This is a genomic window from Actinomadura luzonensis (assembly GCF_022664455.2).
Classification (GTDB): Bacteria; Actinomycetota; Actinomycetes; order Streptosporangiales; family Streptosporangiaceae; genus Nonomuraea; species Nonomuraea luzonensis.
The window spans coordinates 3,884,647-3,900,100 of record NZ_JAKRKC020000001.1; the positions used below are offsets into that span (position 1 = coordinate 3,884,647).

Genomic DNA, 15,454 nt, shown 5'->3' on the forward strand with positions numbered 1-15,454 from the left:
CACTTTGTCCGCGCCCGATCCGTCCTCCGCCGCGCCCGCCGCTCCGGCCGTTCCTGGAGCGGAGCGGGACGGCGGGCAGGAACGCCCGCTCCGCGCCCACGCCCGGCGCAACCGCGACAAACTCGTCGCCGCCGCCCGCGCCGCCTTCGCCGCCGCCGACGACACCGTGCCGCTGGAGAGCGTCGCCCGCGAGGCGGGCGTCGGCATCGGCACCCTCTACCGCCACTTCCCCACCCGCGAGGCGCTGGTGGAGGCGGTCTACGCGGCCGAGCTCGACGACATCGCCACCAGCGCCCCCGCCCTGCTCGAACGGCTCCCGCCGCGGGCCGCGCTGCGCGCCTGGATGGACCGGTACGCGGAGTTCGCGGCGGTCAAGCGCGGCATGGCCGACGCGCTGCGCGCCGGGCAGGCGTCGGGCCGCATCCCGACGTCCACGACCAGGGAGCGCATCACCGCCGCGATCGCGACGATCCTCGCCGCCGGCGCCGCCACGGGCGACCTCCGCCCGGACGCCGACGCCGACCACGTCACCACGATGCTCCTCGGCGTCTTCCTCGCCACGGCGGCCCGCGACACCCCGGAGCAGATCGGCCGGCTGCTCGACCTGATCGTGGACGCGCTGCGGCCCGCCGGGCCCGCATGACGGAGGCATGATCGTACGGACATGGCGCGGCTGGACGAGGCCGGGCGGCCGGGAGTCGTGGGAGGCGATCCGGGCGTTCGCCGGCACGTGACGTCACTGGCGCGCCGTGACGTGCGTGGCCGGATGTGACAGAACCGCGTCGTGGCGGTCATGCCGGCGCGGCGGCCACAATGGGGGCATGCCCGCTCCGCACCGTGTCGTCATCGCCGTGTTCCCCGACGTCGACCTGCTCGACGTCACCGGGCCCGCGGAGGTGTTCGCGGTCGCCAACCGGGAGATGCGCCGCGCCCGCCCCGCCACCGGGACGCCGTACGAGGTGGTGCTGGCCGGGCCGGACGGCGGGCAGGTCCGCACCGGGGCCGGCGTCCGGCTCGCCACCGACCTGGCCTTCGGCGAGGTCGGCGAACGGGTGGACACCCTCGTGGTGCCCGGCGCCGTCGACCCGGACGGCGCCCCCGTGATCGACCCGTACCTGGTGGGCTGGATCGGCGAGACCGCCCGGCACGCCCGCCGGGTCGCCTCGGTGTGCGTCGGCGCGCACCTGCTGGCCGCCGCGGGCCTGCTGAAGGGCCGGACCGCGACCACCCACTGGGCCACGGCCGGCCGGCTCGCCGCCGACCACCCGGACGTCGTCGTGGACCCGGACCCCATCTACGTCCGCTCGGGGAAGGTCTGGACGGGCGCGGGGATCAGCGCGTGCATGGACCTCGCGCTCGCCCTCGTCGCCGAGGACCACGGCGAGCGGCTGGCACTGGACGTCGCCCGGCAGCTCGTCATGTACCTGAAGCGGCAGGGCGGGCAGAGCCAGTTCAGCGTCCCGCTGTGGCAGGCCCCGGCCGAGCGGCGCGACCTGGACGAACTGCGGGCCTGGATCACCGAGCACCCGGCCGCCGACCTGTCCGCGGCGGCGCTCGCCGCGCGCATGTGCCTCAGCGAGCGGCACTTCGCCCGGGTCTTCCGCAAGGAGACCGGCGCGACCCCGGCCGCGTACGTCGAGGCGGCGCGGACGGAGGTGGCGCGGCGGCTGCTGGAGAGCACCGACGAGCCACTGGAGCGGGTGGCCGCCGCGGCCGGGCTGGGGTCGGTGGAGACGCTGCACCGCGTGTTCCGCCGGTGGCTGTCCACCACCCCGGCGGCCTACCGCCGCCGCTTCCGCACCGCCGCCTGACCGCCGAGGCGCCATCCCCCTTCCCCCCTTCGTCCCGGCCGTGGCACAGCCGGGTGTCCTGTCATGCCCTGCAACGAGGAGAATTCGATGTCCGTTTCGACCACCTTGCGCGACGTGATCGGCCTGGACGGCACGCTGCCCGCCCTGCCGGACGCCACCCTGATCATGATCGACTTCCAGAACACCTACCGCACCGGCGTCATGGCGCTGCCGGAGGCCGACCGCGCCCTCGACGCCGCCGCCCGCCTCCTGGAACGCGCCCGCGCCGCCGGCGCGCGGGTGGTGCACGTGATCAACGACGGCGGCGAGGGCAGCCCGTACGACATCCGCGCCGAGATCGGGCAGATCGACCCGCGGGTGGCGCCCCGGGACGGTGAGCCGGTCGTGGTGAAGACGTTCCCCGACTCCTTCCAGGGCACGGACCTGGCGGACGTGCTGCGCGGTCTCGGCGCGGGGCCGGACCTGGTGCTGGCGGGCTTCATGACCCACATGTGCGTGCAGTTCACCGCGCAGGGCGCGTTCACCCACGGGTACCGGCCGACGGTGGTGGCGGAGGCGTGCGCCACCCGGCCGCTGGCGGGCCCGGACGGGACGCCGGTCCCCGCGTCGGCCCTGCACGAGGCCGCGCTGACCACCATCGGCGACCTCTTCGGCCCGATCGCCGCCCAGGTCACCGACCTGCCCTCCTGACCGCTCCCCGGGTCACCGGGCCGCGGCCGGGATGGCCCGCCGTTCCCGGTCGACGCGGTCAGTCCGGCGGGTACGGCGGGCCCAGGCTCCACACCCGGATGCTGCCGTCGTCACCGCCGGAGACCGCCACCGCGCGGTCGTCCAGCGCCCCGACGGCCACCGTCTCGATCAGCCCCCGATGCCCGAGGAGGGGCCCGCCGAGCGGGCGGCCGGCGGCCAGGTCCCAGACGCGCACGGCCCCGTCCCGGTAGCCGCCGGACACCGCGACGGCGCGGCCGTCGTCCAGCTCGCCCACCGCCAGGCCCAGGGCCCAGCTCCGGTGCCCGGCGAGGGGCCGGCCGATCGGCGCGGCGCTCGCCAGGTCCCACACCCGGACCGTGTGGTCGCCGTCGCCGCCGCCCGACACGATCACCGGCCGGTCGCCGAGCCGTCCCACCGCGATCGACTCGACCGGCCCGCGATGGCCTCTGGCGGGCCCCGCCACCCGGACGCCGGTGGCCAGGTCGGAGACGAGGATCGTCCCGGCGTGGTCGCCGGACGCCACGACGGGCCGCCCGCCGAGCCGCCCCACCGCGACCGCGAGGACCCAGTCCGCGTGCCCGGTGAAGGGCCGGCCGAGCGGGGCGCCGCTCGCCAGGTCCCAGGCGCGTACCTCGGTGTCGAGCCCGCCGGACACCGCCACGGGCCGGCCGCCGAGGTCGCCGGCGGCCACCGACTCGACCGAGCCCCGGTGCCCGGTGAGCGGTTCGCGCACGGGCGCCCCGGTGGCGAGGTCCCATACCCGGACCGTGCCGTCGAGGCCGCCCGACACGGCGACGCGGCGGCCGTCGAGCTCGCTCGCCGTCACCGACCAGACCGGTCCGCGATGCCCCTTCAGGGGTGCGCCCACCGGAGCGCCGGTGGCCAGGTCCGCCACGGCGACGGTGCCGTCGTACCCGCCGCTGACCACGACCGGGCGGCCGTCCAGCCGGGCCGTCACGACCGAGAGGACCCACTGCTGGCCTCCCGCGACGGGCGCGCGGACCGGGCTGCCGAACGGGATCCCGGCGGGGGCCGAGAAGAGGTCCGTCAGGCCGTACCCGGCCGGGATCGCGGCGGCCGCCACCGCCGCCGCGACCGCCCGGGCCAGCCGGCGCCGGCCCACCGCCTTCGGGGGCGCGGGCAGGGGCCGCTCATGGGTGAGGGCGGTCAGCAGGTCGGCGACGCCGGGCCGGGCGGCGGGGTCCTTGGCCAGGCAGGCGGCCAGGAGCGGGCGCAGCCGGCCGGGCACGCCGCCCAGGTCGGGCTCGCGCGTCATGATCGCGTTCAGCACCACCGCCGCGAGCGTGCCGGGGAAGGCGCGGTGCCCGGTGGCGGCGTACACCAGGGTGGCGGCCCAGGCGAAGACGTCCGAGGCCGGGCCGGCGGGGGCGCCGCCGAGCAGCTCCGGCGCCATGTACGGCGGGGTGCCGACCAGGCCGGAGGAGGCCGTGGTGGAGTGTTCCAGCATCCGGGCGATGCCGAAGTCGATGACGACGGGCCCCTCAGGGCCCATGAGCACGTTGCTGGGCTTGAGGTCGCGGTGCACGACGCCCGCGCGGTGGATCGCCTGCAACGCCGTCAGGGTCGTGATCGCCAGCCGGTCCAGGCCGCCGCCGGTGCGCGGCCCGTCCGTGGCCACGAGCGCGTCGAGGGACGGGCCGCGGACGTACTCGCTCACCAGGTACGGCCGCCCGTCCTCGACGCCCGCGTCCAGCACCCGGGCGGTGCAGAAGGCCGCGACCCGCCGGGTGATCTCGCTCTCACGCAGGAACCGCTCCCGGGCCTCGGCGTCGTCGGCCAGGCGGGCGTGCAGGGTCTTGACGGCCACCGGACGGTCCAGGGAGATGCGGCTCAGATAGACGACGCCCTGACCGCCCTCCCCCAGGACGCCGGTCAGCCGGTAACCCCCGATCCGCCGGGGGTCGCCGTCGCGCAGGGGGCGCGGCTCGCCTGTGACGTTTCCCGCTCCGGGGCTCACAGGCGAACGGTACAAGCCCGGCCATGACGTACGGAAGGCATGGACGAGCGAGCAGGAGGCGCCGGAAGGCTCGCGACGACGCCCGCTCCCCGAGCGGCGCGACCCGCCTCCCTCACCTTTAGCTCCTCATTACGCCCTTGCTCCTATCGTGACGGCCGAGGATCTCTCGGGAGTGTTCATGTCACAGCGGAAGGTCAAGCGCAGGCGCGCCGAGCTGCGGCGCGAAGAGGCCAAGCGGCAGGCGCAGCACAAGCGGGCGGTACGCCGGTTCGTCTACGTGAGCGTCGCCCTCGTGGCGCTGGTGGCGGTGGGAACGGGGGTGCTGGTGGTCACCTCGCTCGGCAAGGCGCCGCAGACGGCCGCGCCGGCCGCCACCGCGTCGCCGCCGGCGTCCCCCTCCCGGTAGGGCCGCACCACGCGGCCGGAGCGCCCGCGCCTGCCGTCAGGACGTGATCACGGCGGGGTTTCCCTCGCTCCAGACGCTGGTGATCCTCCGGTGGGTGAACCGCCAGCCGTCCGGGGTGCGGCGCAGCCGGTCGTCGTAGCGGCCCCCGCCGAGGAACTTCTCGCCATCGGGCAGACCAAGGCGGACATGCTGGGCTTGGTAGTAGCAGGTGTGCTCGGCCTCGTCGCCGTGCACCGTGACGACATGGTTGCCGTTCAGGTGATGGGTGGCGTCGAACCGCGCCAAGCTGGTGCTGATCCTGGCGATGATCGCGTCAGGCCCGCGGAGCCGTTCACCCGAACCGCTGTACTCCCAGCAGGCGTCGTCAGTGAACAGCACGCCCAGGGTCTGCCAGTCCCTGGTGTCCAGGGCCGTCGCATACGCGATGACGGCGTCCACGATCGCGGTGCGGTCTGCGAGTTCCTGAAGCATGGGGCCGCCTTCCGGTTCGGTGCACGATTTGATACGGAGTACATGATCAGTGACCGACGAACCCAGCGGAAGAAGGCACTCTCATGTCCCAGAGTCACATCGATGTGTCAGCCCTGGCCAGCGAGGCGTGCCCGGTCTCGGAGGTCCTCGACCACGTCTCCGGGAAGTGGAGCATCGGCATCCTGGTGGCCGCCGCGCAGAGTCCGGTTCGGTTCACGGAGCTGGAACGCTCGATCAGAGGAATCAGCAGGCGCATGCTCACGCTCAAGCTGCGCAAGCTGGAGCGGGACGGCTTGCTCGTGCGCACCGTCCATCCGGTCGTTCCGCCCAAGGTCGAGTACACGCTGACGGAGATGGCCCAGGAGCTCCACAAGTCGCTGCTGGAGCTCACCGGCTGGGCCAGGAGACACGGCGCCGCCGTCGCCGCCGCCCAGGCCGCCTACGATCACGAGCACAAGGGCTGACGGCAGCGCCCGCCCAGCTCGCCGGCCCCGTTCTCCGCACGCGGCCGGCAAGGCGACGAAGCCTTCCGGGGCTTACGCGCGCGAGCCCCGGCTCGCGGGCACGGGGGCGTGCTCGGCGTACGTCTTGAGCATGGCCAGGTCCTGCCGCAGCCGGCGCTCCGGGTCGGCGCCCAGGAGGCGGGCCACGGCGTGCCCCGCCGCCCCGGCCACCGGGTTGTAGGTGAGGTGCACCTGGACCTGGGTCCGCCCGCCGGGCAGCTCGGTCAGCCGCAGCGTCCCCGCGTGGGCGATCAGCTCGCCCTCGGCCGACTTCCAGGCGATCTCGCGGCCCTCCACGCGGCGGGTCTCGGTCGCCTCGAACCGGACGGGCGTCCCGGCGGGCCCGCTGACCGACCAGTGCGAGGTGCGGCCGTCGGCGGACAGGCGTACCTCCTGCACGTGCGGCATGAAACGCGGGAACGCCGTGTAGTCGCCGACCAGCTCCCACACGGCGGCGGCGGGCGCGGACACGGAGACGGCGGCGGTGACGTCGATCGCGCGCCGCCCGGCGTTGATCCCCGTGAGGCGGCGCAGCGGCAGGTTCGTCGCGGCCCGTACGGCCAGCACCGTCGCCGCGCCGCGCACCGCGAGCGCCAGCGGACGCGGCAGCCGCAGCGTCCAGAGCCCGGCGGCGGCCGTGCCCGCCAGGAAGCGGGCGGTCGGCGACCACTGCACCTGCAGCAGCTCCGGCACCGGCCGCCGGTGCCGGCCCGGCCCGCGCAGCCGGGGCGAGTCGCCGGCCTCGCGGTGGGCGGTCCAGCGGGCCTCGACCCGCCGGACGCCCGGCACGCGGCGGACAGCTCTGCGGGCCCGCTCGTCCTCGTCGGCCAGCACGTCGCCGCCGAGCGTGACGACCTGGTCGTGCACGCTGACCTCCACGGCGTGCGGGTGCCCGACGTACCGGCCCAGCTCGGCGCGGACCCGCTCGTGCAGCACCCGGTCGTCGACCGGGTGGCCGTTGTACCGGTAGCGGACGGCCGCCGCCCATCCCCGGCCGCGGTTGCCCAGGTCGCGGCTCAGCACGCCGAGCCCGTCGCGCAGCTCGTGGGTGGCGTGCGCGGCCTTGTCCCGTCCTCTGGCGCGGCGGGTGCGCCCGCGCACGGGGTCGCACAGGTACGCCACCGCGGCCCCGGCGCAGAACCCGGCCGCCGCCGCGACGGCCCTCCCCTGCCTGCGCCGTCCCCCGGCTGCGGCCCTGTCGTCATGGTCGTCGCTGCTCGCGCGCATGGTGTCCCCCCTGGTCCTGCCCTTGACCGGCGGCTACCCGGCACCGCCCCCTCTCATGCGCGCACCCCTCCGCCGCCGCGCCGCCGACCATGCCCGAAGAGCAAAATGTCTCTTTTATCCGTATATGTCGGTTTTTCGCTCATGGGGGCGGGCATGGAGGGACGGATCCGACCGGGCGCTCTCGCGCAAAGGAGCGGGCCATGAACGATACCGGCAAGTTGGCACTGGCCATCGTCACCGGCTACTACCTCGGCCGCCGGCACAAGCTGCGCATGGCCACCGCCATGGCGGCCACCGTGCTCGTCCGCAGGCTGAAGCGGAACGGCGGCGGCACGCTGCTCGGCATGTCGCCGGAGCTGGACGCGCTGACCGGGCGGCTGCGCGGCGAGCTGCTGGACCTGACCAAGTCCGCCGCGACGGCGGCCGCCGTCAAGCAGATCGAGTCCCTCACCGAGCGGCTGCAGCAGGCCGGGCAGACGGGCCAGGGCTCGCAGGAGAACCAGACGGACCAGACGGACCAGACGGATGAGACCGATCGGGCCGACGAGGCGGAGGAGGAGCCCGCGGAGGAGGAGTCCGAGGAGGCCGAAGGGGGCGCCGCCGGCGAGGAGAGCGCCGAGGACGAGGAGGACCGCTCCGCGAAGTCTCGCATCCCCAAGCCCCGCCTGCCGAAGCCGCACATGCCGAAGGCCGCCGACCGGGTCGCCTGGGCGGCCGCGGCGGGCATCGGCCGGCGCAAGCCGTCCGATCGCGACGAGACGAGGGAGTGAGCGCGATGAGCGGAGCTCTGAAGGTGGCCGAGAAGGTCGTCCACCAGGGAGAGGAAGCCCTGCGCAAGACGCCCGTCATCGGGAAGGCGGTGTCGTCCGGCCCGCTCTCCGGAGCCTTGCAGAAGCTGGGCGTGACCCTCGCCGAGCGGGCGCTGTCGTCGGTGGCCGGCAAGGTCGAGGGCGTGGCCGGGCGGCTGAACGACTACGGCGCGGGCGAGGGCGCGGGCAACCTGCTCAGCGCCGTCACGGGCAGCGCCAAGAGCGGCGACCCGGGCGGAGGAGGCGGCTCGATCGGCGGCTCCGCGCTGGCCGGCGCCGCGAAGGGGGCCATCAAGGGTGTCTTCGGCGCGATCTTCCACAAGGGTGGCGGCTCGGGCGGCAAGACGCTCAAGGTGACCAACATCGTCGAGTCCATCGACATCGGGGCGCCCCGCCGCGTGGTCTACAACCAGTGGACCTGCTTCCGCGACTTCCCGACGTTCATGAAGAAGGTCGAGAACGTCGACCAGCAGGCGGACGAGAAGCTGGCCTGGAAGGCGCAGATCTTCTGGTCGCACCGCGCCTGGCGGGCGACGATCCTGGAGCAGGTGCCGGACGAGCGCATCATCTGGCGCTCGGAGGGCGACAAGGGGTACGTGGACGGCGCGGTGACCTTCCACGAGGTCACGCCCGACCTGACCCGGGTCGTGCTGGTCCTGGAGTACTACCCGAAGGGCCTGTTCGAGCGCACCGGCAACCTGTGGCGCGCCCAGGGGCGGCGGGTCCGGCTGGAGCTCAAGCACTTCGCCCGGCACGTCATGTCGCACGTGATGCGGCATCCGGACGAGATGGCCGACAACGGCTGGCGCGGCGAGATCCACGACGGCCAGGTGGCCGAGACCTCCGACGAGGAGTCCGAGGAGCCCCGGGAGGAGGCCCCCGAGGAGCCTGAGGCGGAGTACGAGGAGGAGCCGGAAGAAGAGGAACCGGAGGAAGAGGAAGAGCCGGAGGAGGAGCCCCGGGACGAGGACGAGGGCGCCGAGGAGGAGGAGCCCGAAGAGGAGGAGGAGCCCGAGGAGGACGGCGAGGGCGAGGAGGAGCCCGGGGAGCGGACGGCCGCGCGGGCCGGCCGCGGCGGGCGCACCGAGTCGCGCCGCGCCGAGCCCCGGCGCGCGGGCAAGCCCCGGGAGCCGATGCGGCCGGTCCGCCGCAGGTCCTGACGCCGTGCACGTGTACGGCATCGTCCCGGCCGACGTCGAGGTGGACGAGGAGGCGCGCGGCGTCGGCGAGCCCGGCTCGGTGCGGGTGATCCGGTACGGCGTCATCGCCGCCCTGGTCGGCAGCACGGACCCGCCGGCCCCGCCCGCCGGCCAGGCCGCCGACCAGGCCGGTGAGCGGGCCGGTGAGCGGGCCGGTGAGCGGGCCGGGGGCCGGAAGGCGCACGAGGCGCTGCTGAACGCCACCGCGGCCGAGGTGCCGGTGCTGCCGATCCGGTTCGGCACGGTCGTCCCGGACGCGCGGACCCTCGTGGACCGGCTGCTGGAGCCGCACCACGACGAGTTCGCGCACGCGCTCGGCGAGCTGGAGGGCCGCGCCGAGTACCTCGTGGAGCTGCGTTACGCCGAGCCGCGGCCGCCGCGCGAGCCGGACGTCCTGGCCCTGGTGGAGGCGGTCGAGCCGGTGTGCGTGCTGATGGCGCCTGGCCGGCCGTCCGGGGAGCGGGGGCTGGTCCGGCTGGCGGTCCTGGCCGAGACGTGCCGGGAGGGCGAGCTGGAGGGCGTCCTGGAGACGCTGGCCGGGGAGTGGGCGGGCCGGATCCTGGTCCGGCTGCGGGGGCCGCTGGCGGCCTACGACTTCACGCCAGGGCTCTGAGCGGGCGTCAGACGAGCCCGCGCCGGGCGGTCAGGCGTTTGGCCGCCTCGTTGGCGGCCACGTACAGGCCGGTGATCAGGGCGAGGACGGCGAGCACCGGCCAGGTCAGCGGCACCAGCCCGAGCGCCGCCGCGACCGGCGTGTACGGCAGCGCCACGGTCAGCGCCGCCACCGCGAGGCTCGACAGCAGCAGCGGGCGTGACGGCCGGCTCCGGTAGAAGGGGCGGGCGGTGCGCAGCACGAGCATGACGGCCAGCTCCGTGGCGGTGGACTCGACGAACCAGCCGGTGCGGAAGACGTCCGCGCCGGCGCCGAGGCCCAGCCGCAGCGTCAGGAAGGTCGCGATGTCGAAGGCCGAGCTGAGCACCCCGAACACGATCATGAAGGTGCGGATCCCGGCGAGGTCCCACGAGCGGGGGCGGCGGAGCTGCTCGGCGTCCACGTCGTCGGTCGCGATGGTGGTGGCCGGGATGTCGGACAGGAAGTTCAGCAGCAGGATCTGGCGCGGCAGCAGCGGCAGGAACGGCAGGAACGCCGAGGCGGCGGCCATGCTCAGCATGTTGCCGAAGTTGGCGCTGATGGTGACCCGGATGTACTTCAGCGTGTTGGCGAAGGTGCGCCGGCCGAGACGCAGGCCGTCGGCGAGCACCTTGAGGTCCTTGTCGAGCAGCACGATCGCGGCCGACTGCTTGGCGACGTCCACGGCGGTGTCGACCGAGATGCCGACGTCGGCGGCGTGCAGGGCGGGCGCGTCGTTGATGCCGTCCCCGAGGAAGCCGACCGTGGCGCCGGAGGCGCGCAGGGCCCGCACGACGCGCTCCTTGTGCAGGGGCTCGACCTCGGCGAAGACGTCCGTCTCCGCGACCCGGGCGGCCAGGGCGGCGTCGTCGAGGCGGTCGAGGTCGGCGGCGGTCAGCACCCTCCCGGTCAGCCCGACCTGGCGGGCGGTGGCGGCGGCGACCAGGCGGTTGTCCCCGGTGATGAGCCGGACGGAGATGCCGAGCCCGGCGAGGTCGCCGACGGCTTCGGCGGCGCCCGGCCGGACCGGGTCGTGGAAGGCGAGCAGGCCGGTCAGCGTCAGGTCGCGCTCGTCGGCGGCGGTGACGGAGGCGCGGCCGGGCAGCGGGGCGACGGCCAGGCCGAGCACGCGGTACCCGGCGGCGCTCAGCTCGGTGAAGACGCGGGTGACGTCGTCGCGGACGGCCTCCAGGGGCACGACGCCGGCCGGGGTCCTGGCGGTGGCGCAGACGGCGAGGACGGCGTCCAGGGCGCCCTTGGTGACGAGCGTGGGCGTGTCGTGCCCGGCGACCAGCACGGACAGGCGTTTGCGCTGGAAGTCGTAGGGCGCCTCGCCCAGCAGCAGGCCCGGGTCGGGAGGCGGCGCGCCGTCCAGGACGGCCCGGTCGAGCGGGTTGTCGAAGCCGCGCTGCAGGCCGGCGTTGAGCCGGGCCAGGCGCAGCACCTCGGGGTCGGGCCGGCCGTCGAGCCCGGCGGCGCGGTCCAGGCGGACCGCCCCGGCCGTGAGGGTGCCGGTCTTGTCGGTGGCGAGGACGGTCATCGCGCCGAAGTCCTCGATGGCGTCCAGCCGTTTGACGATGACCTGTTCCGCCGCCATGCGGCGGGCCCCGGCCGACAGGCTGACCGCGACGATCGCCGGCAGGAGCTGCGGGGTCAGGCCGACCGCCAGCGCCAGCGAGAACAGCAGCGCCTCGACCACCGGCCGGTCCAGCACCAGGTTGACCACGAAGATGGCGGTGACCAGCACCGCCATGAACCGCACCAGCATGAGGCCGAACCGGGTCATGCCGCGTTCGAAGCCGGTGACGACCTCCCGCCCGGCCAGCTCGGCGGTCACGGCGGCGAACTTGGTGGCCGTCCCGGTGCGGACGACCACGGCCTCGGCCGTGCCGCTGGCGGCGTGGGTGCCCGCGTACAGCTCGGCCCCCGCCGCCTTCTCCACCGGGAACGACTCCCCCGTCAGCGCGGACTCGTCCACGAGCAGGCTCTGCGAGCGGACGACCGTGCAGTCGGCCGGGACGATGTCGCCCGCGCGCAGCACCACCGCGTCGCCCGTCACCACCTCCTCGGCCGGGACCGACCGCTCCCGCCCGTCCCTGACCACCTCGACCTCGACCCGGACCCGGGCGAGCAGGGCGTCCACGGCGTCGCCCGCCGTGTGCTCCTGCCAGAAGCCGAGCGCGCCGCTCGCCGCGATGATCGCCAGGATGATGAGCCCGTCGGTGAGGTCGCCGAGCGCCATCGACAACACGGTGGCGGCGATGAGGATGAGCACGATCGGGCTGGTGAACTGGGCGAGCAGCAGCCGGGCGCCGCGGTGCCGGCGGACGCCGCCCGCCGCGCTGTTGGGGCCGTCCGCGGCCAGCCGCCGGCGCGCCTCCTCGCCGGTCAGCCCGGTGACGCCGGTCGGCCCGGTGATCCCGGTCGGCCCGGTGGCGGGGTCGGCGGGGGTCATCGGGCCGCGGCCAGGCGGTTGGTCAGCAGCGTCTCCAGGACGGCCTGCGCGACCGGCAGCCGGTTGGCGGCCTGCGGGAACACCAGCGAGGCGGGCCCGTCGACGACCTCGTCGGCGGCCTCGGCGCCGCGCAGCGCGGGCAGGTGGTGCAGGAAGACCGGGCGGGGGCCGGCGGCGGCGAGCAGATCGGCGGTGACCCGGTAGGGGGCGAACACGGCGGCCTGCGGCGAGAAGGCCGGCCAGGGGCCGGCGCAGACGGCGTCGGCCTCCTTGACCGCCTCGTACGGGTCGGGCGTCACGACGGTCCGCCCGCCCCCGGACAGCTCCTCCGCCACCGCCAGCACGGCCGGGTCCGGCCCGTGCCCGTCCGGGGCGGCGACCGCGACGGTCATGCCGGTGAGCGCGGCGGCCTCGATGAGGCTGTGGGTGACGTTCGTGGCCGGGCCGACGTAGGCGAGCTTGCGCCCCCGCAGGTCGCCGACGTGCTCGCGGAGCGTCATCAGGTCGGCGAGCGCCTGGAGCGGGTGGTGCCCGTCGGTCAGGGCGTTGATCACCGGTACGTGCGCCGCCTGGGCGAACCTGACGACCTCGGCGTCGTCGAAGGTCCGCAGCACCACGACGGCCGCGTACGAGCCGATCACCCGGGCCGTGTCGCCCAGCCGCTCGCCGCGGCCGAGCCGCAGCTCGGCGGGGCCGACGGTGAGCGGCACCCCGCCCAGCCGGGCGACGGCGGTCTCGATCGCGACGCGGGTGCGGAGCGAGGGGCGGGCGAAGTACATCAGGACGGTGCGGCCGCGCAGCAGGCCGGGCGCGGCGAGGGGATGCGCCTTGAAGCGGTCGGCGCGGTCGAGCAGGTAGCCGAGCTCGTGCCGGTCCAGGCCGGCGATGCGCAGCAGGTGCTTCACAGGGGCGCTCCTCTCGGCAGGCGACTCGGGCAGAGGGTCGCCACCCACCCAGCACAGCAGGGGGATACCCGCCAGTAACGGAGGCTAAGGGAACGAAATGGACGGACTTTCGTCCCTTCCGGGGCGAGCGGGTGAAGAGCCGGGGACGCGCGTACCAGGCCGGGCACAACCTGCGCGAGAAGCACCGCGCGGCCCCACTCTGGACGCCCGGAGCTGGGCGTCGCTGAATCCTCCAGGGGCGGTCATGCCCTGGTCAAAGGGCTACCCCCGCCCGAATTGGCACATTTCGTGACAGTAGAGTGACGAATTGTGAACGAGAAGCTCGTGGAAATAGCCTGGCCCGGCCTCGGGATCACCGTGGCCGCCGAACTCGACCAGCGGAACCCGGCCCTCGCCCAGTGCTTCTGGGACGCGCTGCCGTACCGCAGCCTGCAGGGCCACGCCCTGGTCGCCGGCCATCACCTGTACCACGTCGCACCGGTCCACTCGCTGCTGCACGCGCCCGCGGAGCACCGCGTGGACCGGCGCACCGTCCCCGACGGGACCCTGTTCTGCTCGCGACTGCAGCATCTCGGCATCAAGTACGGCGAGCTCACCGAGCCCATGACCGCCACACCGATCGGCCAGGTCCTCCCTGAGCACCTGGACGCCCTGATCGAGGCGGGCCGCGAGGTCTGGCGGTCCGTCTACACCACCAAGGAGCCGCTCGTCGCCGAGGTGCGCAGGGCCGGCGAGGCCGGCGTCACCGCCGACCGGCTGCCCCGGCTCCCCGTCGGCGACCCGCAGGTCAACGCGCTCATCTCGGACGTGCACGCCGAGACCGAGCGCATCTGGCTCACGCCGCCGCAGGAGCTGGTGGACCTGCACGAGGGCCGCATCGCCTCCCGCGCGGGAAGCTACGAGACGGTCCTGACCACGCTGCTGTTCGTCAACGGCGAGACCCGCCCGCTCGGCTACAGCTGCTACGGCGGCCTGGTCCGGGCCGCGATCGAGGGCATGCCGATGCCCTGGCTGCGGCAGATGACCCGGCTGCTGGCCCACACCCCGGCGGAGTTCCTCGGCTACTGCGGCCTGGACACGCTGTGGGGCTTCACCCGGCGGCTCATGGACAACCTCGACCGCCTCAACGACCACGTCGACTTCATGTCGGCGATGGCCCACATGGCCCTCTACTGCAACACGCTGGGCGGGTGGAACCTCCACCTGTTCCCGTGGCAGGCCGGCGACAGCCTGCGCCGCGTGGAGGCCCACGCATGAGTGACACGCGTGTGGCGGTGATCGGCGGCGGCGTCATCGGCCTGTCGATCGCCTACCATCTCGCGGAGGCCGGGGTCGAGACGACGCTGCTGGAACGCGGCGCGCTCGGCTCCGGCGCCTCGCGCGCCACCGCCGACGTGGTCCGGTCGTACTTCGCCGGCAACCCCGTCAGCTCGGCGCTGGCCGTGCGCAGCCTGGAGGCCTACCGGGGCTTCCGGGCGCGCCCGGGGGCCGACCTGCCGATGCGGCAGGTCGGCTACCTGGTCCTGTTCTCCGAGCCCGAGCAGGTCGCCGCGTTCGAGGCCGACCTGCCCGCGCAGCGGAAGGCCGGCGTGGACGTGCGGCTCATCGACCCGGAGGAGGCCAGGGAGCGCAACCCGCTCATCGGCGACCTGCCGCTGCTGGCCGCCGCCTGGTCGCCGCAGGCGTACGTCTCCGACACCACCGCCATCGTCACCGCCTACGCCGAGGCGGCCCGGCGGGCCGGCGCCACGCTGCGCACGGACTGCCCGGTCACCAGGATCGACTCGGCGACCGGGCGGGTGTTCACCGAGGACGGCGGCGAGCTGACGGCCGAGGCGGTCATCTGCGCCGCGGGCGCCTGGTCGCCCGCCCTCGTCCGCAGCGCGGGCGTGGACCTGCCGATGACCGAGCCGATCGAGCAGGAGCTGCTGGTCACCGACCCGCTGCCGCCCGGCACCCCGGACATCCCGTGCACCCTGCACGCCTCCAGCGGCCTGCTGTCGCGCACCCGCGGCGACCGGCTGCTGGTCGGCAAGGGGTACCCGGGGCCGGACCGGGAGGCGTGGCGGCGCGAGGTGGCCGAGCAGTTCGCGGTGACGTACCCGGGGCTGGCGGAGCTGGCCCTGCACCCGGCCGTCACGGGCCTGCGCGACGCCAGCCCGGACAAGTGCGCCTTCATCGGCCACCGGCCGGGGCCGCCGGCGTTCCTGTACGCCACCGGCTTCTCCGGCCACGGCCTGTGCAACGCCCCGGCGGCCGGCGAACTCGTCCGCGACCTCTACCTCGACCAGGACCCCGGCATCGACGTGACCGCGTTCGCGGTCGGCAGACAACGAACGGGATGACCC

15 protein-coding genes are annotated in these 15,454 nt (G+C 74.9%); 10 read left to right on the plus strand and 5 right to left on the minus strand.

The annotated features are described in order from the left end of the window. The first annotated feature begins 4 nt into the window (after window positions 1-4). The 3 genes from MF672_RS18985 to MF672_RS18995 all read left to right on the plus strand — a co-directional run bounded on the left by MF672_RS18985 (window position 5) and on the right by MF672_RS18995 (window position 2,501). Window positions 5-643 carry a TetR/AcrR family transcriptional regulator gene (locus tag MF672_RS18985; protein ID WP_242381594.1) on the plus strand — a complete coding sequence of 213 codons (639 nt, stop codon included), beginning with the start codon at window positions 5-7 and terminating at the stop codon, window positions 641-643. 178 nt (window positions 644-821) lie between these two features. Beyond that, window positions 822-1,811 (plus strand): GlxA family transcriptional regulator, encoded by a 990-nt coding sequence (locus MF672_RS18990; protein ID WP_242381593.1) that lies wholly within the window; start codon window positions 822-824, stop codon window positions 1,809-1,811. An 87-nt stretch (window positions 1,812-1,898) separates the two neighbouring features. After that, complete coding sequence (locus MF672_RS18995) at window positions 1,899-2,501, plus strand: isochorismatase family protein (RefSeq protein WP_242381592.1); 603 nt, start codon at window positions 1,899-1,901, stop codon at window positions 2,499-2,501. Window positions 2,502-2,559: 58 nt separating this feature from the next. Here the strand turns inward: MF672_RS18995 and MF672_RS19000 are convergent, their stop codons facing one another. Beyond that, the gene (locus MF672_RS19000) at window positions 2,560-4,500 is read right to left on the minus strand and encodes a serine/threonine-protein kinase (RefSeq protein ID WP_242381591.1); all 1,941 of its coding nucleotides are present in this window, start codon (window positions 4,498-4,500) and stop codon (window positions 2,560-2,562) included. Between the two features lie 178 nt (window positions 4,501-4,678). On the opposite strand from MF672_RS19000, the gene MF672_RS19005 reads away from it, so the two are divergent. Continuing rightward, entirely contained in the window at window positions 4,679-4,906 is a 228-nt protein-coding gene (locus MF672_RS19005) for a hypothetical protein (protein ID WP_242381590.1), read from the plus strand. 36 nt (window positions 4,907-4,942) lie between these two features. Here MF672_RS19005 and MF672_RS19010 read toward each other — a convergent pair whose 3' ends face one another. Further along, window positions 4,943-5,377, minus strand: coding sequence for a nuclear transport factor 2 family protein (locus tag MF672_RS19010; RefSeq protein WP_242381589.1), 435 nt, complete (start codon window positions 5,375-5,377; stop codon window positions 4,943-4,945). 83 nt (window positions 5,378-5,460) lie between these two features. On the opposite strand from MF672_RS19010, the gene MF672_RS19015 reads away from it, so the two are divergent. Continuing rightward, entirely contained in the window at window positions 5,461-5,841 is a 381-nt protein-coding gene (locus tag MF672_RS19015) for a winged helix-turn-helix transcriptional regulator (protein ID WP_242381588.1), read from the plus strand. A 72-nt stretch (window positions 5,842-5,913) separates the two neighbouring features. Here the strand turns inward: MF672_RS19015 and MF672_RS19020 are convergent, their stop codons facing one another. Next, window positions 5,914-7,107, minus strand: coding sequence for an SRPBCC family protein (locus MF672_RS19020; protein WP_242381587.1), 1,194 nt, complete (start codon window positions 7,105-7,107; stop codon window positions 5,914-5,916). A gap of 200 nt (window positions 7,108-7,307) precedes the next feature. Between MF672_RS19020 and MF672_RS19025 the strand changes: the two genes are divergently transcribed. Genes MF672_RS19025 through MF672_RS19035 form a run of 3 tightly spaced genes read left to right on the plus strand, consistent with a single transcriptional unit; the run spans window position 7,308 to window position 9,728 of the window. Then, a complete protein-coding gene (locus MF672_RS19025; protein WP_242381586.1) occupies window positions 7,308-7,877 on the plus strand; it encodes a hypothetical protein in 570 nt (189 codons plus the stop codon). A 5-nt stretch (window positions 7,878-7,882) separates the two neighbouring features. Next, window positions 7,883-9,076, plus strand: coding sequence for an SRPBCC family protein (locus MF672_RS19030; protein ID WP_242381585.1), 1,194 nt, complete (start codon window positions 7,883-7,885; stop codon window positions 9,074-9,076). A gap of 4 nt (window positions 9,077-9,080) precedes the next feature. Beyond that, window positions 9,081-9,728: a GvpL/GvpF family gas vesicle protein gene (locus tag MF672_RS19035; RefSeq protein ID WP_242381584.1), complete on the plus strand. Its 648-nt coding sequence runs from the start codon at window positions 9,081-9,083 to the stop codon at window positions 9,726-9,728. 7 nt (window positions 9,729-9,735) lie between these two features. On the opposite strand, the gene mgtA is transcribed toward MF672_RS19035, so the two are convergent. Together mgtA and MF672_RS19045 are read right to left on the minus strand one after the other, a co-directional pair. Next, window positions 9,736-12,201 (minus strand): magnesium-translocating P-type ATPase, encoded by a 2,466-nt coding sequence (gene mgtA / locus MF672_RS19040; protein WP_242381583.1) that lies wholly within the window; start codon window positions 12,199-12,201, stop codon window positions 9,736-9,738. After that, window positions 12,198-13,106, minus strand: a complete 909-nt coding sequence (locus MF672_RS19045) for an ornithine carbamoyltransferase (RefSeq protein ID WP_242381582.1) — start codon at window positions 13,104-13,106, stop codon at window positions 12,198-12,200. The genes mgtA and MF672_RS19045 overlap by 4 nt, the downstream gene beginning before the upstream one ends. 309 nt (window positions 13,107-13,415) lie before the next feature. On the opposite strand from MF672_RS19045, the gene MF672_RS19050 reads away from it, so the two are divergent. Continuing rightward, entirely contained in the window at window positions 13,416-14,363 is a 948-nt protein-coding gene (locus tag MF672_RS19050) for a cucumopine synthase-related protein (protein WP_242381581.1), read from the plus strand. After that, window positions 14,360-15,451, plus strand: coding sequence for an NAD(P)/FAD-dependent oxidoreductase (locus tag MF672_RS19055; RefSeq protein ID WP_242381580.1), 1,092 nt, complete (start codon window positions 14,360-14,362; stop codon window positions 15,449-15,451). The genes MF672_RS19050 and MF672_RS19055 overlap by 4 nt, the downstream gene beginning before the upstream one ends. Window positions 15,452-15,454: the final 3 nt, after the last annotated feature.